Source organism: Aldersonia kunmingensis, from assembly GCF_001646865.1.
Classification (GTDB): Bacteria; Actinomycetota; Actinomycetes; order Mycobacteriales; family Mycobacteriaceae; genus Aldersonia; species Aldersonia kunmingensis.
In genome coordinates, this window is the sequence record NZ_LRRB01000265.1 from 14,630 (window position 1) to 36,622 (window position 21,993).

Below are 21,993 nucleotides of genomic sequence, written 5' to 3' on the forward strand. Positions count from 1 at the left end.
GACCAGATCCGAGGAGGACTAGCAGTGGAACAAGAGCAGAAACTGACGTTTGGGCAGAAGGCCAAATTGGGATTGCAGGCCGCAGGCGCGTTTGCCCGTAACCCGAAGGCTTTGGTCGCGTTGGTGAAGTACCAGCTTTCAGTGCGGAAGCAGAATAAAGCGGCAGCCCGAAGCTCGAACTGAAGCGCGGACTTCGCAGACTATGCGTGCACCTCGCAGCGGGAATTATCGCTGCGAGGTGACGGAATCTCACTTGCTGCCGAGGTTGCGAAAAGTTGAGACGAGCTCCTGCGGTGATGCTGAGTTGAGACGAGTGGACGTCTGGAAATTGAGATCGGGGAAGTAAGGCTAGCCTTAGCTTCGTGTCGTACGTGTGCGTCTCGGGGTCGGTCCAGCCGAGTACCGCAGCCGAAAGGTTCCAGGCCCGCCGGCAAAGATATGCTTAGCCGTGTCGTCCGATCTGCAGCGACCGCTTCGAAGAAGCGTGAGTGTCTTGCTCGGCGAGGCGCCTGCTGGCCGTTTGGGCCGACGTCTATCGGGCGCCCTGTGTAGGTCGGCAGCGTGCCCGTGGGTGCGTTCGTGGCTGTATGTGACCGCTGGCCGGTTCCAATTGTGGTTGCCGATCGTGCCGACGGGGCGGTGCGCTTCGGTGCTCTGGACAGGTTTCTGCGCTTGCTAGCCAATCGGTTCTCCAGTGCCGTACCGTCCTGCCGAGTCGCGGCGAGCGGAGAACGCGTATGGCTCGCTCGTGGCTGTGCAACGAGCATCTCGGAAAGGGACGACATTGGCAGCGAGTCGAAAAGAGCCGCGCCAGTGCCCTCGTTGCGGCCTCATGGTTCCGATGAAGTTGGTGACGGGGAAACTCCACGGGCATCAAGTTCCAGGGACTCGTGCCACTTGCCATGGAAGTGGCGTCCAGTTGGAAGAACCGAGGGGCGACCTCGACGCATGGGAACCACGAAAGCGTGTGGTTCGACCATCCGTGAAGGACCTTGACCGAATCCAAATCGTTGAACCGCCGCGGCCCGGCCCAGCGACGACGCCGATTTCGGAGACCAAGTCGGTGAGCGTTCGCGCGATATCGGTGGGTCCGCCTGGTAGCGGCCGTCGACGCTGACGACAAGGTCTGTCAGCTCAATTTGCGGCGACGGTTCACCGTCGTTGGTCAGGTTGCCGGTAGGTCGATCCTGCTCGTGGATGACACCTGGATGACCCGGGCAAGTGAGCTCCTGCGATGCGGAGCCTCCGCAAGGCCGGCGCCGTGTCAGTCGTCGGCGATGATCGGCTCTCCCTCGGGGTGACGGTGACGCTGGTTACGCGGCGAAGGCATCGAGCGTGTCATCGAAGGACATAGTTCTACGATTGCTGAATGCATGCAGGCGCATCCGCTTCGTATGACATCGCCGAGGCCAAAGACCACCTCGAGGTCCGCGGTGTTACTCGCGCGCAGCTGGTCGATGCGTTGGGCCTGCTCGACGAGGTCCGCTCCCTGCAATCCGAGCACGTCGCTTCGGCTCGCGGTGAGCTACTGGTTGCGTTAATGCGCCAGAAAGTCGACCTGATCCCGCCGGCGTCGCTTGCTCAAACGCAACGGCTGGCGAAGCATCGCGCGGAGCTGCTTGCTACACCCGTATTCACGAACGAATCGCTTCGAGAACTGCGGGGTGACGCAAGCGCGTCAAGCACGCGGGGGTGGCTGTCTCGGCACAGGGATCGACACAGGTTGTTCACAGTTGTCTACAGGGGTAAGACGGTGATTCCGGCGTTCCAACTCGATGGCCTCGGCGAGCCGCGGGCGGAGCTGAATTCGATTCTTTCCACGCTTATCCCCGCGGGTGTTCAAGGTTGGTCGTTGTGGACATGGCTAACCACCCCGACGAGCCTCCTATCCGGAGGTATCCCCGAGCAATTGGCGCGTACCGCGCCAGACCGAGTATTGCGAGCTGCCAACCGCTTCGCAGTTGGCCCGGTCAGGTAGCGCGTCCTGCACTCATCCGTACAGACGTTCCGCTTCCCGTGCCGGATCGAAGTTCGGCCCGAGTTCTTTCGCCCAGAGAGGGATTTCGCGAGAGGGCAGGCCGCCTGCCGCGAGTTCATCTGCACCGGTCAAGGCGAGGCGGCAGACGTTGCAACTGAAGCTGGTCGGTGACAGCAGGATCTCCCACTCGCCCGGGCTATCTAGGTCTAATGACACGTCAGGGTCAACGGTTCGAAATACATCGAGGTGGCCCCTTATCAATCCTTGGCTACTGCATTCCGGACAAGCCCAGTAGAGAGCCCGTCCGTCTTCGTCTTCGAGTGCATAGGCGACCTCCTCCTGCCATCGGTCCGTCGTCTCCAGGAACAAGGCCTCGCCCAGCCGTTCTTCGAGCTGGGTGAGGATTCTGCGCGCTGCGGCGCGCTTTTGAGCAACGCGGTGCTCGGTTTCCGAACGACCCTGGGCAACAAGACCTGTGACGCTTTCTCTATGTGAGCGATAGAACTCCTCGGACTTTAAATCCAGCTGCTCGATGAAGTGGTTGCACAAGATCAGAGCATCGGTAAGGACGTGGCGGGATGCTTCCGACGAGGCGACATGCATTGCCCCATTCCGGACTTCAACCATGCGATTGCGGCGACTCTTGTCGAGCGGCAATGGGCCGATCAGCGCCTCCACTCTGCTCAAAAGCAATTTGAGACCAACGGTTCTCAGCTTCGAGTCATCGAGGCTGGGGGCGATCGCCAGCTTGACGAGGTTCGCTTCGGCCTCCTGAGACAGAGGCACGACCAGTACTGGATTTGCGCTCCACAACACAGCCTTGCCAAGGTGCTCTACAGCCAAAGGCGCCAGGACCGCGACTTTCCCGTAATCGTCGTCGCTCCACGCGTTCATAGCTTCGCCGATCCAGCTGGACGCAGAGTTGATCAGGTGCTCGACCTCACGCTGCCGCCGATCATCCTCATCTGTAGATCGCAACCGCCACCATCTCGGACCCCTATTGACGACCTTGGGCGTATCGGACATGGAGTGATGGTTCCACTTACCGTCCCGACACGGGATCGTGGCCCTTCCGCGGTCTTTCACGTCTGATGGTTCAGTGGCGCGGCTCGCGCACAGAATCAAAGCCGCTTGCGCGCAAACCATTGGACGGTCTCAGCGGGAATCGGTTCCCGCAACGCGCCGCCTTTCCGAGCGCTTGGTTCGGTGCGCGGTCCGCGATGTGACTTAGCATTGCGTCGCTGGCCCAGTCGACGACCTGGAGCTGTTCTCTTCTTCGTAGCTCGATGGATTCGGCGCACGATTTAGCCGGATCGGGGCGTTGTGAACGCGCGGCCTCGCGGGCAATTCGACAAACTTCCCCAATCGCCAAAGTGTTCGACAAGAGGGTCGGAAAGTCGTTCGATGTGAAACCTTGGAAAGTGGATAGATGACCCCCGACCGTGACTAAATCTGATCAATGTAGCGATAATCTAGCGACACCAGGGGTTTTACCCTAAAAACTGGCTTAAACCGCCATGTTCGTGACTGCGTGAACCCGTCGGCGAAGGGAGGCCTGTCAATGGCCGCCGATCTGCTCACCGGTGCAGGCGATGCCACCACCCGCGTCGAGACATACCAAGTGGTGCAGTACCTGCTGGAACACTTCGGCCGGACCTTCACCGCCTTCGTAGCCAACACCCGCAGCCGATCGCTGCCGGCGCGATGGGCGCTGGCGCCCAGTCTGCCGACTCACGTGACCCCGACAGAGGACAAGGTCCGCCGACTCCGTACGGCACACACGATCTCGACCGCGATCGCGGCCGCCGAGAACGATCGAATTGCCTACGCATGGCTTATCGCGGCCAATCCACGCCTCGACGGCCAGACCCCGGCGCAACTCATCCGCGACGACGATGTGGCTCCCGTAGTCGCGGCCGCGAAGGCATTCCTCGAGGGCACCTACAACGCCTAACGGGCGCCACTAGCTACCCGAGCTGCCGGTCGCAACCTCCGTGTGTGCTTCCGCCAGTACGTTCCGGGGGCATCGTCGGTGATGCTGGCACCGCACAGTGCTCGTTGCCACCCGAGGGGAGCTACTGCTCGTCGGGAGCGACTCCTGATTCCAATTCCACCGCATTCGGGACACAGAATCGGAACGGGATTAGCCTGCATCGGCTTTCGGCGCTGACGGGTCGTCGGAGTCGGTGATCCAGGCGAAGGCTGCGGTTACTGCATCCTCGTCGGTCCCCAGGATGCGTAGTGCCGTGCGTGCGAGGGAGTAGAGCTGGTTGACCCACGCCATCGCGAGCTCGACGTTGCCGCCCGTGTCCAGCGACAGGCTGGGAATGAGGTGCATGCCGTGGAGCACATTCAAGCAGGGCTCCATCGCGTGCGTTTCGACTGACCACCACTCCGAGTGCGCTACCCCGCTGGAGAGCGAGTACGCCTGCCGATAGAAGTCCAGAAGGTCGGCTTCGTCCGCCATCTGGCGGATCGACTTGCCCTCAGCGAAGGTGTCTCGGGTGTCGACGGTGCGGTGATCGAAAACGTCATGGTTGTGGCTGAGACGCTGCAATTCATCGATGCTTTCTCGAAAGCCGTCGGTTCGCGCTTCGTCGGGTAACTCCTCTGCCATGCGTGCGTAGAGCTTCGCCTTGCCAGCTCCGTATTCCTGAAACTGCTTGTATATGGCTGGATCCTGATTCGCCATCCAGTGGAGGTAGATCTTCGTCTCCACCAGCATGCGCCCGATGTGCGCGCCGTGCTCCACGCACCACAGATCGGGAACACCCAGCACCGCGATGAGATCGCGCCCGGCGCGGGCCACCAGCCCAGAGACGACCTCCTGCCGTTCGTTCTCGTACAGATGCGCCGGGGCCGTCTCCAGCGCCTCGACAAAACTGCTCAGCACGTCCATCGTGAACCGGCGCAGGTTTTCTCCACCTTCGGGCATGGGAGTCGACTCGGCGTGGTCGGAGCGGCCGGATGATGGAGCCTGACCGTCCGGTTCGCCGTCAGCAGGTTCCGTGGGGCCGTTGTCGGAACTTTCGTTGTCCCTCTTCCGGATACACCTGGATGTCATCGAGTTCGCTCCCCAGAACACACGGGCCCACTTGATCGCGCGATCGAAGTGGTTTGGATCATCGTTCTGTATCCACGCCTTGTGCGCACCCCACATGGCTCGCACGGCCGTGTCAGCCGCTGCACGGTTGGCCACGTCGCCTGGGTAGTTCTTGAGCAGGTCGATCGTAAGACTGTCCGAACTGAAGGTGCCTGCCTGGACAGTGCTCCAGGTGCGGAGGCATTTTATTAGTGCCTCGCGATGGCCGTCCCGGAGGACGGAGAGCAGCGCAGCGCGGATCAGTTCCAGGTCCGACCGCTTCGGTGGTTCGAACTCGATGTCGCCGACGAGCCAAGGGGCTGGCATATATGGGTACGACGCCAGCGCGCTGCGAACGCCTTCGGAACGCAGGCCATGACGGTCCGCCTCGCCGACGACGAGGCCGGATGCGTCGGGGAACTTCATGGCGAGCGCAGCCAGGTGCGAAAGGCGCCCGTCCAAAGCCTCTGCGACCCACGCATCCTCTCGATGGTGCGCGAGTCTCTTCTGCATAGCTTTCTGCCATTTCACGAATTGCCGGACGCTGGCGTTGCCCTGCTCAGCCACAACCAGTGCCGGCCACAGGAGGTCCGGGAAATCGTCCTTGATCCAGTTCGCGATGCCGAACACACTTGTCGCGGCGAGTGGGGGCTTGTAGACGCGGCCGTCTTTCACATGGCCAGCCATCGGTCCCTTGTGTTGGTTCGGCTTTGGCATGCTCACGTCGAAAACCTAGCTTCGGGCTCTGACACGGCGGGTTGGTGAGATTAGCGGACCAGGACGGACTGACGATTTCGTCGAGCTGTCGCGAACAGTGGACCGACGACGTAAATTCACATCCATCGGATCTGCCCGCACCCGTCGATAGCTGCCGTTATCAGACAAAAACTAAATAGCAGATCCGATTTCTACGTGAGCCTAATTCTGCTCGTTGCAGTCGGATCATTTGCCGTCCAATGCAACTGAAGCGAAGGAGGTTCCTTGGTCATAGCACTACTGGCACGTTCCGAGATTGGTATCCGCGTCCTCACGGTGGGCCACGCGCTGGACCGCGGGGGCGAACGCGACTGCCTACGTCCGGTGCCACCCGATTCGTCGCACGCCCGGACCAATCGGAACAACGCCACGCGGGGAATCTCGGGGCCGAGACATTGCCAGCCAGCCGGGCACCGTCGTGTCCGTGCCACCCCTAATGCGCACTCCCGGAAGAACATTCGTGGAGTGCTCGCTCGGAGAGGAGGAGCGCTGACGGACAGACCTCAACCCAAGTAAAAAGCCGGCCTGGCAGGGCCGGCTTCAAACTCGTTCAGCGACTGAACCGCTGTCCTATCTCATTCGATGAAAGTCGAGGCTTTCGTATGTCCATTTCACCCCACCCCTTTGAGGGTGTCAACCCTGATCAAACCCACGGTCGGGCATTGTCGGCGACCGATTCTGTGCAGCCGGCACGTACTGCGCACCCCGAGGTAGCAAAAGGTGTCTCGGTGAGTGCGCGGCGAGGTGCTCGTCGCTACAGGCGCGAGATCGCGAAGTTGCTGGCCGTACCTCTCGACAGAAACACAGCGCAGGAGACTCTCTCGAACCCCGAGACTCGCCGATCCGCGATCAAGGGGTGTCTCGCCATAACGTGGAATGGCCGCCAGGTGGTGGCAACGCCGCCAAGCGCACTCGCGAAGCTCGACCTCAGCGAACTGCAGCCCGTCCGACGTCTCGGGTCGCATCCGGATGCGCGGTCGAACCTCGGTGTTCATGCGACGCGGAGAGGCTCGGTTCCGCATGTGGTGTGGGCCGAGTCGAAGCTCGAGGCGTTGTGGATGGTCGAACTCGATCGCCTTCCCTGCACCTTCGAGTCCCAGGCATGTGCGTTGGTGTGGTCGGTGGGAGAGCGGGCGATCGTTCAGATTCCGGACCTCATAGTGCGTTCGGAGTCGGGTACAGCGATGTGGAGTGTGCGCAGCAGCCACACGCGCTCCGATTACGCGACACTGATGCTGACGGTCCTGCTGCCGGAAACCGCTGCCGCGTATGGGTTGTCCTATCGCCTCGCCGGTGACATCTCGGTCCAGCGTGCGGCGAACCTTCGGGTACTCGATGCGCTTCGGTGGAAGTCGCCGGTCACGGCGCATCCGGGTTGGGCACATGTGGATGCGGCCCGACCCGCGACCCTCGGTGCAGTAGTCGAGGCAGCCGGCGGCGGAGTCGAAGGTCGCGGGATCGCATTGCGGGGACTTGCACAGGTTCACTTCGACGTTGATCTCGACAAGCCGCTGACCCGGGCGAGTGCGGTGGTGTGGCGATGAACGCGGGAGAATTCGGGCGAGGGTCGCTGCTCGAAATCGATGGAGTCACAACCGTCGTAGAGGACATCACTGCCCGTCCCGGGACGGTGACGGTAACCGTACGCGAAGAGGATTCGGGCGAGTTTCGGGAGATTACGCTGGCCGAGGCGATTCGGTTGGTGCGGTTGTTCGTGGGAGTCGATGCCCCAAGGGTGGCGGACCCGGGAGATGTCCTCGACGATTTACCCCCTCGAGCTCGACACACCGCCGAGGAGCGGGCAAAGCATGTTCGGCAGATCGTCTTCGGCGATCCAGACGATCCGGACGGCGCGGCCGACCGGCAATACTCACGGCTATTGACGACCGAGTCGCAGCGGCTCGACGCGAAAATAGCGGAGCTGCGTGGCGTTCACGGGTACTCGCGTGCGAACCTGTACCGGTTCGTCACGGACTTCAAGTCAGGCGGTGTTCGTGCGCTCGCGCCGTATCAGCCCATCGGGCCACCCGGCACCGACCCGCGACGGGGGCTCGGTGAAACCACGCTCGATGTGATCTACCGGGTCCTGACGGACCTCGCCTACCACGGGTCCACCATCAACCTGCAGGCCCGAATCACCCGGGTGCGCAAGGCGCTCGCTGCAGACTGTATCGACGACCCACTCCTGACCCCAGGTCGGCTCGAGACCGTAGTGCGAGTCCTTTCCAAGGATCTCAGGCTGGGTTCCACGGCGAAGACGCGGCAGCAATTGTTCGCCCGCGCAGTGCGCGGCTACCGACGGGCAGCGCCCGCGCTGCCCGGGGAACGGATCGAGGTCGACTCGACCAGGTTGAACACCATCGCGAAATGCCCTTACACAGGTCGTGAGTTCCGCCCCTGGATATGTGTCGCTATCGATGTCACGACTCGACTCATCACTATCCGCCTGACTCCCGACACGCCGTCGGGTCGCGACATCCGCCTGTTGCTTTTCGATGTCATGGCACCGGTCGTGCTCCCGGATCATCCACGCCCACATCTCGCGATTCTGGGCGCCCCACGCAGGATCGAGGCACCCGGACTGGAAATCGGCACGATCGTCACCGACCACGGACACGAGTACGAGAACTACGGGGTCATCGACCTGTGCGCACGCATGGGAATCTCCATCGAACTTGCCCGCACGCGTCGGGGCATGGACAAGCCCTATGTCGAGTCGGCGAACCGCATCCTCGATCTGATGCAGCAGGATCTTCCCGGGTACGTCGGCAGATCGGCGGAGCATCGCGGAGCAAAGGTCGAGGCCACGATGACGTTGGCAGCGCTGCAAGAGATCTGCCGCGAGTGGGCTGCAACGGTGTACGCGTATCGGCCGCACTCCGGGCTGCCCAGTCTTTCCGACCCAGGGAAGTACTACACCCCCATGCAAGCATATGAGGTCGCCGTCCGCCGGGGCGGACGCATCGATGTCAGTCCGCATCCCGACGATGTCTACGGATTCCTCGAAAGCAGAGAGTGCGCAATCGCCTCTGACGGTGTCAACCTCGCGGGATTCCGCTACTTCGGAGATTGCCTGCGCGACATCGCGAACGGTCGCGTCACTCCAACATCGAGACTGGGCCCCAAACGGCGATTCTACTTCGACTGCTACGACAGATCCCGAATCTTCTTCCGCGACGATGACGGCCGCTGGCACACTCTAGCCGCGATTCACACCAACGGTGAGGCGATCCCGCCGTTCAGTGACGTGATTGCCGATGACCTGGCCGTGCAGTTGGCCAGACTCCCCGGGCGTGAGGCCCGAGGTGCCGTCGCGGTCGCGTTTGCCGAGTTCGTTGCCGATGTCTCACAACGACATCCGGCTCTGTGGTCACGGGATCGGCATCGAGTTGTTGACGCCCTTCCCGGCCCGTCCGGCACCACCGGCACGGCCGGCATCCCCGCGTTGCCGCAACAGGACGCGCCACCCGACGAGATCGCGTTGTTCGGGCAGTGGGCCGAACTCGATGACTTCAAAGAGATCGAGGAGTAGGCGTGGCGACGAGCGGATACAGCAGCACAATCGACGTCCTGCAGAACCGTGCCGACTGGCCGACAGTGCGCCGGTACGCGCCCGAAGATCCTCCACCGTGTGGTCTCGATGGCGATCGCGCAGCACTCGATCACTGGATCAATCGGCTCGGCCCGCTGGAAACACCGGAGATCGAGGCAATCAAGGCGGCGATGCTCGACGTCGACGCGGTCAACACCGACCGGGGCGGCGGCTCCCGCCGCTGGCTCGGTATCGACGGACCTCCGCTGGTGGGCAAGACGCACGCAACTGCGGCAGCAATGCTGAGGGTTCACGATCAGCTTCTCGATTCACCACCACCAGTTCGTGGGAAAGGTGTTCGGGCCGAACATATTCCGGTGGTGTACGTCTCCGTTCACGGGGCGAGCTCGGCAAGGTTGATCGCTTCGATCGCGAATTTCGTCGACCTGCCAACAACGAAGACGCAGCGCGCCCAGGACACCCTCACCCAGCTGCGGAATGTCTTGCCGCTACTCGGAACCCGGCTGATCGTCGTCGACGACGCCCATATGCTGCGCCGTGTCGGCGGGGCACGGGATTTGACCGACAACCTCAAATCGATAATCGATGCACTTCCAGTGAGTTTTATCTACGCCGGCGCAGGCTTGCATGACAGTGCACTTCTGCGCCGAACAGACTCAGCCGATGACGGGTACTCGGCAGCCGAGCAAATGGCCGGGCGAATGCGCCGTCTCGTGCTTAAACGCTACGACCCTACGATCGCTGCAGAGGTCCGCAACTGGCACCGGAAGCTTGATCTGTTGATCAAGCGCCTCGAGACGATCCCCGGCTTCGACTCGACCGACGTCCGCAGCAAGGAATTCGGTCATCGTCTGTTCCAGCTCGCAGACGGTCGTACAGGAAGGTCGCTCGAACTGCTCCAGGACTGCACCAAGAGGGCTGTCCGTGAGGGGCGAAGCCCACAACTGTCCGATCTCAAGTGGCTCGAAGTGATCGACACCGAAGGAGAAGTCCTTTGATTCCGATTGTCGTCGATCCGATGGAAGGTGAATCCCTCGACTCGTGGCTCGAATACGTTGCCGACCTGAATCACTGTCGGCCAACAACTATCTCGGGCCGAGTCAATCGAGGCGTCGGGGGCCGCGCCTGCATGACCCGCGCAGTGAGCAATGAGGTCTTGGAACGACTGGCATTGCAGACTGGGGTGGCGTCGCGGATTCTCGAGCGATGCACAACTCGCATCTATCGACCATTCGGAAATCACCCGCCCCTGCACTGGACCCGTGAAACCGGAACGTGGTTCGTGCGCACCGACAGTGGGTACTGCCCGGCGTGCCTGCGCGAAGACAACCTTCGATGGCAGCTCTCCTGGCACGTTCGCTGGTCATCTGTGTGTCTTCGTCACCTATCCATGCTCCGCGATAGGTGCCCGCATTGCGGTGGCCGCCTACGCGCCACATCATTGGCCCATCCCCGTCGGACCTCGTCTCCGCGCGCAAACACGCGGACCCACTGCCGGTTCGGATGCTCTACCGAAGCGCTTGCTGAAGCCGATGCCTGGCCTGCCGGTGAGAACACGGCAGCGGTACTCGGTCAACGATGGATCGACAACCTGATTGCAGACGGCGGTGCCATCTGCGGTTACACGCAGGGACGCCGACTGAGCGCACAGACAATCTTCGCCGATCTCGCGGTTCTCACCGAGCACGCCCTGCACGCCCAGATCAGGATGTCCAAAACCGATGCCAGACAGCAAGCCCACGAGACAGCAGAACCGGGACCACCGTCGCGGTGGCCGGACTCGCGCACCAGCATTGCCTTCCTGAAAGCGCGAGAAATGGCGTTGGCGCTGCTTCACGAACCAGACGGTGATCACCAGTGGCTCACCCAAGATCGCCTGGCCGAGATCATGGAACGCAACGGACGCGGGAAGAAGTTGCCCGTTTCAGCGCCACTTCGGCGAGCGCTTGGACTTCACAGCTATTTACCTACCCACGTCGGTTCCCGTGCCCGCAGAGATGCGACAGGTCGATTGCGAACCCACAACGCCGCCAGCCAAGTTGAATTCCTCGTCTGGGCCCCGATCGATCAGATGTCTCTGCCTGCGTCCCTGTGGCCGACTGTTCGAGCGCACGCTCCAAAGCTGCCGCCCCGCGTCGAACGCACATTCGCGATCTCGGCACCAATTCTGCTGGCAGGTCTCGGACGACGTGCCGCATGGTCCAAATTGGCGCAAGAATTCGGCCTCGACGCCGGCGAACCCACCGTGCGGCGCATGATCGCCCACCTCATAACGAACGAAAATGGAAGCGACGCACTCGACTATCTGCTCGAGGTACACGCCCACCTGCGCGTCAATCCGCCGCCGATCGATTACCGCCGCCGACGACGCTTGTTTCCCACACCTGCCGGTATTGCCGGCAACCGCCACCGCGCACTTGCACGCTCCGCTGAGGAATACCTCAGCGGAGCATTCCGGTGGAAGATCGACAGGTACATCTGGCAGCTACTCACCGGCAACGACCCACTCATCACCACTAACGCTCAACTTCTGCACGGACCCGCTGCCTACTCCTACGGGAAATTCGTCCACAACATGCCCGACCCACTCCGCACCCACGCAGGCGAAGTCGCACAACGACTCCTGCTGCGCCATCGGATCGGTGAGCCACTGACATACCAGCCCGAATGGGACGGCGAACAACACCGCTGGCTGCCAGGAAGTCCCTGCGCCGACTACCTACCCGACACCGGCCGCGACAACCTTCGGAAGAGCAGCCTGTCCCTCGCATCGGCAGCCTCGACGGCGGGCGACCCGGAGGAGCTGGTTCACCTCGCACTCGCCGGTGAAGCCACCCTCGCACGCCGCCTCGCCAGATTCATCGACACCGCCGATCTCGCAGACCTCAAATCAGCCGCCGATGCCGTCGGTGTACAGCCATATCAAATCGAAATAGAGCGCGGCCATTTGGAAGACTGCCTCGGCGATGACCTCTATGCCGCCAAAGACCCTCTTGCACTATCCAAAGCCGGACGGACCCTTCGCGACCTCGCCCAGTCCCACAGCGATCAACTCCGTGAAATCGGAGAATGTGTACCAGGACGTCGCAGTTCCACCGACAGCCCCCCGACCGCATCACTCGAAACACGCAAACCCCGAAAGAATCGACGGCCGTACCGCGCCACCGCCACCGGGATGCCCGAACACTGCAGCCGCATACCGGATTCGCTGCCCGTCAACTCCATTACCGCACTCCTGCGCGAGCACCCCGTGCTGCGCGCCGCGGAAGTACGGAGATTGTTTGGTGTCGGCGCTTCAGCGCCGACAGCGCTCCTCGAACTTGGAACCATTATCGGGTTTGAAATTGGCGGGGCCTTCTACTTCCCAGCATTCCAATTCGACACGCGCACCCGGACCGTCCGCGCCGTCGTCGCCGAGATCAACGAACGGACCGTCCCCGAAATCGGCAGACGCGCAGTGGCCCACTGGTGGCTAACCACACAGATAGCGGAAGCAGGAGGTAGATCACCGGCAGATCTCGCGATCGAAGGCTCACACGACGACATCCTCCGGACCTCGTACCCGAGGCCCAGCAGTGGTAGCGGCGAGCCGCGAAGGCCGTGCCATCTGGCCCAATCGGGAAAGCACACATCCACGGTTGGGGCGAGCCGTGAGACTCGCGGATAGGCATGGTGTCCGCACGCGGAGTGGAGATTTCGCGACCGGTTGCGACACGCCTGCCCCGACAATTCTGATCTGGTTGAGCTACCCGTGCCTAGCCGCAGGATCGTCGATCGCTCGCCTGCTGAGCAATGACGGGCGTGCACGTCAAGGTCCGTCGCCTCACCCGCGGGGACATGATCGCTGACTGAATTCGCGCGAGCGAGCACGAGCGGGAGCGACGACCTTTCTGGCGAGCACGTGGAGCGGAATCCGTTTTGCGACGTTGTTGCGCAATGATGTTTGAGTGACGCAGCGACGCGCCGGCTGCTGGCGACTACGCGCCGGCGACGGTGCGCCGGCGTGCGAGCTAAGCGACCAGCCTCTGTCGCCGACAGAACTTGAGAAGGCGACCCGTGAGCACCCACGGTAGGTTCATCCGGTTGATCGCCGCCCAACTTCAGGGTCCCTACCGCGCCAACCAGAACGGCAACGTGATCCTTCCGCTCACGATCTTGCGCCCCTTGACTGCATCATCGAGCCCGACCGAGAGGCGGTGCGCGCGCTGGCGGCGAAGCACGACAACCCCAACCGGCTCGAGTTTGAAGTCAAAAAAGGCCACTGGGCGACCGTTTTACAACACCTCGAAATACTCCGTCGCAACTTCCGCTCAGACGTGCTGTTCCACGAACTGCGATGAACAAGGTCACGAACTCGAAAAGGGTCGTGACCTCGTTTTTTTGGTTGGTGGTTCCGCCCATGCTGTCTCCGTTGAGACACGTAGGGAACAAGGGTTCGCGAGTCCCATTGCGACGCCTGGCCGTCTGGCCCCGTCCAGATATTGCGGATCGCCCTCGGGCATCGAAGGTGTGATTCGACCCACATCGTTGGCGTTTCGGCAGCGGCGAGCCTGCCATCCTTGGCGAATGGAGTCCCTTCTGCTGGCGATCGCCCACGCGCGCGTCGACATCCCGCCCGATGTCCTAGGTTGGGCGCTCGATACAGCCACTCCGCTGTTCCGAGCGTCGACAGAATTTCTGGTGCGACGCGATGTGACCGACGCGCAGGCATGGGCGCTGCTGTGGCGGGACGGGAAGCTGGAGAAGTCCGCGGAGAAAGTGTCGCCGGGAGAACCAGGGTATTGGTCGAGTAACGCATCGTCGGGACGGTTGGCCGGGCATGTCGCGTCATACCTGGCCCGGCCGGACGTCCCACCCGGGACGGTGGCGCGGGTGCGGGAACGCTTCGACGCGACCGCAATGTCTCGGCTGGATCTCTTACGCGAGGTGACGCGCCTCGGAGGCAGCGACGCTGTTTGTCATGAGTTGGCGGCAGAACCACCGGTCGGATCTTCCCGCGGCCACCGGCTGGGTCCACGTGAGCTTGCGCTCGTCGAGCGGTACCGCAGTGACTTGCGCACTGAAGCCCACGAGAGGGCTGAGAGTATTGCGGCGCAGGTGTCGGCAATCCTTGAGGGAGACGGCCTTCTTGGGCGAGTGGAGTGTGCGCGCGCCCGGGGGACGGGCGGCATCGACGTCCTCGATGCGTGTCTCTTCGGCCACGGATCGATTGCACCGGCACCCGAGTCCGCCGATGCGGAGAGTGCCGAATGGCTGGAGGAAGTTGGGGTCAACGCGCTGGCCTACGCGCCCGACTGGTTCCGCCTTGGCCCGAGTTTGTCTGCCCTTCGCCCGATCGTCCGCATGCATCGAGATCCCGCGGATCGGTCTGCACAGAGGTGGTGGCCGCGCCGGATCCGAGACTTCGGTCCGGCCGGGGCTGTCCCACTGACGTTTTCCCTCACTCCCGAGGAAGGTGACTACGTCATCCGCAAGCTGGGCAACGACCTCCGCCGCTACGAGGAACTCGCAGAGTTGGCGAAAGCTCAGCCGAATGTGCCACTAGGTGAGCTGTGCTGCGCCACCGAGGGGTTGAGCCGCGCGTCCGGAGCCGGTCATCCCGACAGGACAGAAGGTTCGGAGCATGCACCTGAAGCACCAGATTCTCCGGAGCCTTCGGTTCCGGACATGGCCGCAATACGTGCTGCCTGGCCGCAAGTAATGGCGGAAGTCAGCGACCGTAGTCGCACCACCCATGTCATGTTGCGAGACGCGACCGTGCACCAGGTTGGCGGCCACCACATTGTGCTTGCGCACGCGATCGAGCCGCTGGCCACACGTCTTTCCGTCCCACGCAATTCAGCATTGATTGTCGGTGCGCTACAGGCTGTATTCGGCGTGGAGTTCGAGGTCAGCTGTATGCACGTCCCACGATCGGAGGGGGCCGCTGCGCAACCAGGCGTCTCAATCCCCTAGCGCGGGAAGGCTCATCAGCCTCTCGCGCTCAGCGGCGACGATCTCTCGCGCCACCTCGGCATCGGAGATGTCGAAGGCTTCGGGAGCACTGTCGGCAGTCTCGGAGACACGTGCAAACTCGGCGAACAGTTGGCTCTTCCGCGCGAGGATGTCGGTGATCCGCAGATCGACGCCTACCTCGGAGAGGAGCCGGTGGACTTGTACGGATTCCAGCTGGCCCATGCGCCGGGCGCGGGCGATTGCCTGCCATTCGGTTGTTGGCTTGAGTTGCGGCTCACAGATCACGACGACCGAGGCAGCCTGGATGTTCAGGCCGACGCCTCCGGCAACGATCTGCGCGACCAGGACAGCGCCGTGCCCTGCTCGCGAGAATTCGTCGACCATCTGCTGGCGCGTGGCCGCGGGGACCGAGCCGGTCAAAGGGCCGAAGACTTTGCCCGGCAAAGTTGTGGCGATGTCATCGAGCACTTCTCGGAAGTGGGAGAACACCAAGACCCGGCGCTCGTTGTCCTCGGCCTCCTCGACGATGTCGATGAGGCGCTGCATTTTTTGGGAACCAGTGCCCGCGCGGAGCGCTGCCTGGCGCATCGCCATGAAGTTCCCTTCCGCGACCGCGGCTCGGTAATGCTGGTCGTCCGCCGCTGACAACGGTATCCACTCGTCGACTTCGACAAGCTCGGGAAGCTCGGTGAGGACGTCTTCCTGATTTCGACGGAGATACGCCGGTGCGACCTGCTTGCGGAATTGGCGCGGGGCGATCTCGGTAGCGCTCACGGTGAGGTCGGGTCGCAGGTAGCCGACGAGGTTGCGGAACTCGTCGATCCTGTTTTCGAGGGGTGTTCCGGTGAGTAGGACTGCTCGTTCGCAGTTTTGGATGAGGGCGAGTGATCGACGGGTCCGCTGGGCGTCGGGGTTCTTGATGTAGTGCGCCTCGTCGAACACGAGGCAGGCCGGCTTGGCGTTGCCTGGGATACGCCATTCCAACCATCCGAGGACGTCGTAGGTTGTCACGGCAACACCGCCATTGCGAATCCATGCGGTGAGTGCGCCGTCGCGGCCGGGTCCGTGGAGGCGATGCGCCCGCAGATCGGACTTCGCGCCCACCTCGCGGACCCAGTTAGTCACGACCGCGGCAGGGCACACGACGAGGAAGTGATGGGCGCCCTTCGCGCGGAGATGGGTGAGTACGGCGAGCGACTCGACGGTCTTTCCGAGGCCCATCTCGTCACCGATGATCACCTTGCGCTGCACGATCGCAAACCGCGCTCCGAATGACTGATACCCGCGCAGGGAGGCCTTGAGGTGGACCGTTTCCAGCTTGAGATCGCGGATTGCTTCCACGATCTCGACGGCGAGGTCGCCTTGACTCTTTTCGTCGTCGTCGGGCAGGAAGCCCAATTCGGAGAGCATCGCGTAGTAGTCGGCGGGGCGCGCGATGAAGTCATCCCACGGGTCGCTGTCAGCTGCGGTGCCGCCTCCAGTGAGCAACGATGCGCGTCGATTGACCGCGGCGATCGCGGTGCGCAGATCGGCAACCGAGCGACTTTCGGGCGCCACGACGAAGTGCGATACCGCCGTACCCAAGGACGAGATGATCGGTCGGAGGGAGTCGGCGGCTTCCAGGTCTGACGTCGCATTCTTGATGGAGCGGGCCGCGTCCCAGGCGCGCATGGTCTTGAGTAGGGCGGTCGTCGTGCTGGCGCGATTCTTGATGTCGATCCGGACCGGCATCTCGTCTACAGTCGTTTGCCAGATCGTTTGCGCGGCGGCAACCATGTGGGTTCCGGTTTTCTCACCGACGCGCGGAAGAGTGAAGATCTGTCCGCCCTGATCGAGCACCTGCTGCACGTTCTTGATGCCCGCGTCGGTCAGTGCCTTGATATTGAGCCGGTCTTTGGTTGCGTCCCTGAGTCGTTCGACTGGCATCTCCGCGACCAGTTTTCGAGCCTCGGCCTGACGAACGGTGTCACCAGCGGAGGTGACCGCCGACCGGAATTCGCCTTCGCGTTTGAGGGCTCGGTCGATCGCTGCGATCGATTTGGCGGCGGCATCGATCTCGTGTCGTTCGATGAGTTCGGTGCCGTGTCCCAAAGCAGGTGCGAGCCCGACAGCTTCGGAAAGGATCGACGAGGCACCCAACCTGGGTACCGACTTCTCGTCCCAAGACTCAAGGCGTTCCAGTTCGCGGGTGAAGCCTGAGCCGCTAAGCCAGGTGTGGAACCCAGCCAACCATTCGGCAGCCTTGGCCCCCGCGTCCTTCTTGTCCTTGCCGGAAAATATTCGTCGCGCGCCGAGCACCGACCTCACATCGTGTAGCGCTTGGGCGACACGTTCACCGGTCAGTTCGTCGATCGCCAGCGCGAAGTCCGGGGAGTACCTCGGCATGAGATGACCGCGGGCCATCGCGGTGACCAGGTCGTCATCGAAGCGCCTCAGCGTCAACGTCCTCCACAGGATCTCGTGCCCGCAGCCACAGGGCCTCAGCCGGGCAGTTAACGCGTCGGCGGATTTAGCCTGATCGTCGGTGATGCGCTGGCGTACCTCGGCTAACTTTGCCGCGCGCGTCGTCCACCCGTTGACGTCCTCGCTGACACCTTTCACGCGCTGACGATCTTCTCGCTCCATGACCCCTACCAACTCGACCCGACGCTGCGAAGATTATTAACCGGGCCCGACACCTACCTACGGCGGGATCCGCGGAACTGCCGGCGGTGTCCGGTAGCGTTCGTGAGCTGTCAACCAGGAGGTTCGTTCGTGCAGCTCGAAGAGCTCAAGCCCGGTCTGCGTATCGACGGGCTCATCCCCGCGGAAGTCATCACGGTGATCGCCGCGCAGTGGCACGGGACCAGTGCGCTCGAGCTGACCTACAAGAACGCTTCGGGCGGACTCGGTCAACAGGTCGTCTTCCGGAAGGACCAGGACAAGCTCTCGATCGCCCAAAGCGGCAGCCGTGCCTTCGATGCCGCCGCCGGCGACTTCAAGCTCGTCGCGGAAGCCCAGCGGATCTCGCTCGCCGGACTGTTCGACCCGATGCTCGCCGTCGCGACCAGTGACGTGCAGCCGCTGCCGCATCAGATCCGCGCCGTGTACGGCGAGCTCCTGCCCCGCACACCGCTGCGCTTCCTGCTGGCCGACGACCCCGGAGCCGGCAAGACGATCATGGCCGGGCTCTACATCAAAGAACTGCTGCTGCGCGACGATGTGAAGCAGTGCCTGATCATCGCGCCCGGCGGTCTCGTCGAGCAGTGGCAGGACGAGCTGTTCTTCAAGTTCGGCCTCCGGTTCGACCTGCTCACCAACCAGTTGATCGACGCCCAGATCAACTTCAACGTCTTCGAGACCAACCCCCTGCTCATCGCTCGGATGGACCAGCTCTCGCGCAACGAGCAGCTCCAGGCCCAACTCGCGGAGACCGAGTGGGATCTGATCATCGTCGACGAGGCGCACCGCATGGGCGCGCACTACTTCGGCGGCGAGCTGCGTAAGACCAAGCGGTTCCTCCTCGGCGAGATGCTCGGCAAGATCACCCGCCACCTGCTCCTGATGACCGCCACCCCGCACTCGGGCAAGGAGGAGGACTTCCAACTGTTCCTCACCCTTCTCGACCGCGACCGCTTCGCGGGCAAGCAGAAGAAAACTGCGGATGTCAGCGGCATCATGCGCCGCATGGTCAAGGAAGACCTCCTCACCTTCGAGGGCAAGAAGCTGTTCCCCGAGCGCATCGCCGAGACCGTTCCCTACGAGCTCACCGCGCTGGAATACGACCTCTACGAAGACGTCACCCACTACGTCCGGGAAGGAATGAACCGTGCAGACCGAGTCGGCGGCAAGCGCAAGAACACCGTCGGGTTCGCCCTCACCGTCCTGCAGCGCCGTCTGGCCTCGAGCCCGGAGGCGATCTACAAGAGCCTCGTGCGGCGCTCCGAACGGCTCGAGCGCAAGAAGCAGGAGATTCAGAACGGCACATATCGCGACACCGAGCCGGATATCGACCTGAGCGAGATCGACGACGACGAGTTCAACGCCGAAGAGGTCGAAGCGGCCGAGGAGGAGCTCCTCGACGCCGCTACTGCGGCTCAGACGGTCGAGGAACTCAACGCGGAACTGCTCGAACTTGGCGAGTTGATCAAGACCGCGCGCCTGGTCCGTGAAGCCGGGACCGACCGCAAGTGGACCGAGCTATCCAACATTCTCCAGGACAACGCGCTCGTCACCGACGCTAACGGCTGGCCGCGCAAGTTCATCATCTTCACCGAGCACCGCGACACCCTCGACTATCTCCAGGGCAAGATCGGCTCGCTGCTCGGCCGCCCCGACGCCGTGCGGGCAATCCACGGCGGCGTCCGTCGCGCCGAGCGACGCCAGATCACCGAAGAGTTCACCAAGAACCGCGACTGCCAGATCCTGCTGGCCACCGACGCCGCCGGTGAAGGTCTCAACCTCCAGGCCGCGCATCTGATGGTCAACTACGACCTCCCGTGGAACCCCAACCGCATCGAGCAACGCTTCGGCCGCGTCCACCGCATCGGCCAGGAGGAAGTCTGCCGCCTCTGGAATCTCGTTGCATCGAACACTCGTGAGGGCGAGGTCTTCACTCGCCTACTGGAGAAGCTCGACCAGATGCGAAAGACATACGGCGGCAAGGTCTTCGACGTCCTCGGTGAAGCCTTCACCGACATCCCACTGCGCAACCTGCTCCTCGACGCCATCCAATACGGCGAGCGCGCCGACGTGAAGGCCAAGATGCACGAAGTCATCGACGCCTCCGTCGGCGACGGACTCAAGGACCTACTCGACGAACGCGCACTCGCCTCCGAGAACCTCGCCGACGCCGACCTCCACGCACTGCGTGCGGCGATGGACGAGGCACGCGCCCGCCGGCTGCAGCCGCACTACATCGAACTCGCCTTCAAGGCAGCCTTCACCAAGCTCGGCGGACGCATCGTCAAGCGCGAGCAGGGCCGCTACGAGATTGCCAATGTGCCGCAACACATTCGATCCGCCGGCACCGGCCCCATCGCCACCAAATACGACCGGGTCACCTTCGACCTCAGCCACGTCCAGCCCGGCGATCTCACCCGCGCAGACCTCCTCGCGCCGGGACACCCCTTGCACGACGCGGTCATGGGCGAGGCCATCCGCAACTTCGGCGGCGCCCTCAACCAGGGCACCATCCTCGTCTCCTCGACCCTGGAGGAGCCACAACTCCTCGTCGGGGTCATCGAGGAGGTCGCCGACGCGACCGGTGACTCCGTCGCCCGCCGCTTCAGCTACGCCTACGTCGACAGCTTCGGCACCGTCAGCCCAGCCGGCCCCGCGCCCTACCTGGATTGTGTTGCCGCGCCGGCCGGTTCAGCGACCGACGCCGCACGCCGCATGAGTTGGCTCGGTGACGCGGAGGACAAGGCGATGAGCTGGATCATCGCCAACCAGCTACCAGAGTACTTGGCCGACGTGCAGCCGCGCCGCTCCGCGGAACTCACCAAGGCCCGCGACCTGGTTACGAAGCGGCTGACTGCCGAAAGCGAGCGCCTCCTGCTAGACGCCGCAGTGGCCTCGGAGAAGGAGCAGAAGGGCGAGAGGCCCAAGGAGTCTTCCGACAGCCTCAACCGCAAGGCCGTCGAACTCGATTCCCGGCTTCGCAAGCGCCTCGCGCTGCTCGACCAACAGCAGCTCATGTCCACCAAGCCCCCGCGCATCGTCACCGCGGCGTTGGTGCTGCCGATCGGGATGCTCGAATCCGAGATCCCGGCGGCTGCCCCGATGCACGCCAAGGAGACCAAGGAAGTCGAGCGCCGCGGCGTCGACCTCGTCCTGGCCCGCGAGCGTGAACTCGGCCGAAAACCCGTCGAGCAAGCCTTCAACAACAAGGGCTTCGACATCCTCTCGACCGATACGAACGGTGATACCTACCGGATCGAGGTCAAGGCCCGCATCGTCGGCGCCAAGGACTTCTTCGTCACCCACAACGAAGTGATGACAGGCAAGAACGCCGTCCCGCGCTACCGGCTCACGCTGGTCCGGGTCGATCCGCGCGGCGCTCAGTTCGATGAGGTTCGCTACCTCGACGACCCGTTCGCGACCACTGATCTCGGTGACTTCGAAGCCACAGGCATCCGGGGTGACTGGGCGAAGCAGTGGACAAAAGGCAGGCATCCGTTCTGATGTACCAGAGTTCGACTTATCACTGGTGCGCCGCTGAAAGTATCGAGCCCACCGGTAAGTTCATGCGCGCATCACACGCCGAGCCATCGGCGATGTTCGCCCGGCACCTCGGGCACGAAGGGTCGAGGAACTAGTGCATAAGCGCAAGCTGATCGAGGTGGCTTTGCCGCTGGAGGCGATCAACCGGGAGTCTGCTCGCGAGAAGTCGATCCGGCACGGTCACCCGTCGACCCTGCACCTGTGGTGGGCACGCCGACCGCTCGCCGCCGCCCGGGCGGTGCTGTTCGCTCAACTCGTGGACGACCCATCGTCGCGGCCCGACGAGTTCCCCACAGAGGAACTCCAGCGCAAGGAGCGCGATCGGCTGCATGGTCTGATCGAGCGCATGGTCTCGTGGGACAACGCGAAGGACGTCGCGCTGCTTGCTGAGGTGCGAGCCGAGATTCAGCGATCGTGCCGTGGGTCGGCGCCGGCGATACTCGACCCGTTTGCCGGCGGTGGAAC

12 protein-coding genes are annotated in these 21,993 nt (G+C 63.0%); 9 read left to right on the top strand and 3 right to left on the bottom strand.

Annotated features, from left to right (window positions below; translation table 11 throughout):
• Positions 1–24: 24 nt before the first annotated feature.
• Complete coding sequence (locus A8G08_RS27270) at positions 25–183, top strand: hypothetical protein (protein ID WP_157108703.1); 159 nt, start codon at positions 25–27, stop codon at positions 181–183.
• Positions 184–1,990: 1,807 nt separating this feature from the next.
• On the opposite strand, the gene A8G08_RS20895 is transcribed toward A8G08_RS27270, so the two are convergent.
• Positions 1,991–3,004 (bottom strand): hypothetical protein, encoded by a 1,014-nt coding sequence (locus A8G08_RS20895; RefSeq protein ID WP_157108704.1) that lies wholly within the window; start codon positions 3,002–3,004, stop codon positions 1,991–1,993.
• A gap of 535 nt (positions 3,005–3,539) precedes the next feature.
• On the opposite strand from A8G08_RS20895, the gene A8G08_RS20900 reads away from it, so the two are divergent.
• Entirely contained in the window at positions 3,540–3,932 is a 393-nt protein-coding gene (locus A8G08_RS20900) for an antitoxin Xre/MbcA/ParS toxin-binding domain-containing protein (RefSeq protein ID WP_084436658.1), read from the top strand.
• Between the two features lie 189 nt (positions 3,933–4,121).
• On the opposite strand, the gene A8G08_RS20905 is transcribed toward A8G08_RS20900, so the two are convergent.
• Positions 4,122–5,777, bottom strand: coding sequence for a DUF5677 domain-containing protein (locus A8G08_RS20905; protein ID WP_157108709.1), 1,656 nt, complete (start codon positions 5,775–5,777; stop codon positions 4,122–4,124).
• 929 nt (positions 5,778–6,706) lie between these two features.
• Here A8G08_RS20905 and A8G08_RS20910 point away from each other — a divergent pair.
• The 5 genes from A8G08_RS20910 (at position 6,707) to A8G08_RS27640 (ending at position 15,324) form a co-directional block, all read left to right on the top strand.
• Positions 6,707–7,360: a hypothetical protein gene (locus tag A8G08_RS20910; protein ID WP_157108705.1), complete on the top strand. Its 654-nt coding sequence runs from the start codon at positions 6,707–6,709 to the stop codon at positions 7,358–7,360.
• Complete coding sequence (locus tag A8G08_RS20915) at positions 7,357–9,348, top strand: integrase catalytic domain-containing protein (RefSeq protein ID WP_157108706.1); 1,992 nt, start codon at positions 7,357–7,359, stop codon at positions 9,346–9,348. Before A8G08_RS20910 ends, A8G08_RS20915 begins: the two co-directional genes overlap by 4 nt.
• Positions 9,349–9,539: 191 nt before the next feature.
• Positions 9,540–10,367: an AAA family ATPase gene (locus A8G08_RS20920; protein ID WP_157108707.1), complete on the top strand. Its 828-nt coding sequence runs from the start codon at positions 9,540–9,542 to the stop codon at positions 10,365–10,367.
• Positions 10,364–13,036: a TniQ family protein gene (locus A8G08_RS26845; protein WP_084436660.1), complete on the top strand. Its 2,673-nt coding sequence runs from the start codon at positions 10,364–10,366 to the stop codon at positions 13,034–13,036. The genes A8G08_RS20920 and A8G08_RS26845 overlap by 4 nt, the downstream gene beginning before the upstream one ends.
• Before the next feature lie 899 nt (positions 13,037–13,935).
• Entirely contained in the window at positions 13,936–15,324 is a 1,389-nt protein-coding gene (locus A8G08_RS27640; protein WP_068278460.1) for a hypothetical protein, read from the top strand.
• Here the strand turns inward: A8G08_RS27640 and A8G08_RS20935 are convergent.
• A complete protein-coding gene (locus A8G08_RS20935; protein WP_245672930.1) occupies positions 15,313–17,925 on the bottom strand; it encodes a DEAD/DEAH box helicase in 2,613 nt (870 codons plus the stop codon). The genes A8G08_RS27640 and A8G08_RS20935 overlap by 12 nt on opposite strands.
• Positions 17,926–18,078: 153 nt before the next feature.
• Between A8G08_RS20935 and A8G08_RS20940 the strand changes: the two genes are divergently transcribed.
• Positions 18,079–21,489, top strand: a complete 3,411-nt coding sequence (locus A8G08_RS20940; protein ID WP_068278463.1) for a helicase-related protein — start codon at positions 18,079–18,081, stop codon at positions 21,487–21,489.
• Positions 21,490–21,646: 157 nt separating this feature from the next.
• Positions 21,647–21,993: DUF1156 domain-containing protein (locus A8G08_RS20945; RefSeq protein WP_245672931.1), on the top strand; the 347-nt coding region annotated here is incomplete at its 3' end.

What these genes read in the sequence shown, in the direction of transcription:
- A8G08_RS20915 (WP_157108706.1), top strand. Translation starts at nt 7,357, where the DNA reads ATGAACGCGGGAGAATTCGGGCGAGGGTCGCTGCTCGAAATCGATGGA.
- A8G08_RS20900 (WP_084436658.1), top strand. Translation starts at nt 3,540, where the DNA reads ATGGCCGCCGATCTGCTCACCGGTGCAGGCGATGCCACCACCCGCGTC.
- A8G08_RS27640 (WP_068278460.1), top strand. Translation starts at nt 13,936, where the DNA reads ATGGAGTCCCTTCTGCTGGCGATCGCCCACGCGCGCGTCGACATCCCG.
- A8G08_RS20920 (WP_157108707.1), top strand. Translation starts at nt 9,540, where the DNA reads ATGCTCGACGTCGACGCGGTCAACACCGACCGGGGCGGCGGCTCCCGC.
- A8G08_RS20905 (WP_157108709.1), bottom strand. Translation starts at nt 5,777, where the DNA reads ATGCCAAAGCCGAACCAACACAAGGGACCGATGGCTGGCCATGTGAAA.
- A8G08_RS20895 (WP_157108704.1), bottom strand. Translation starts at nt 3,004, where the DNA reads ATGTCCGATACGCCCAAGGTCGTCAATAGGGGTCCGAGATGGTGGCGG.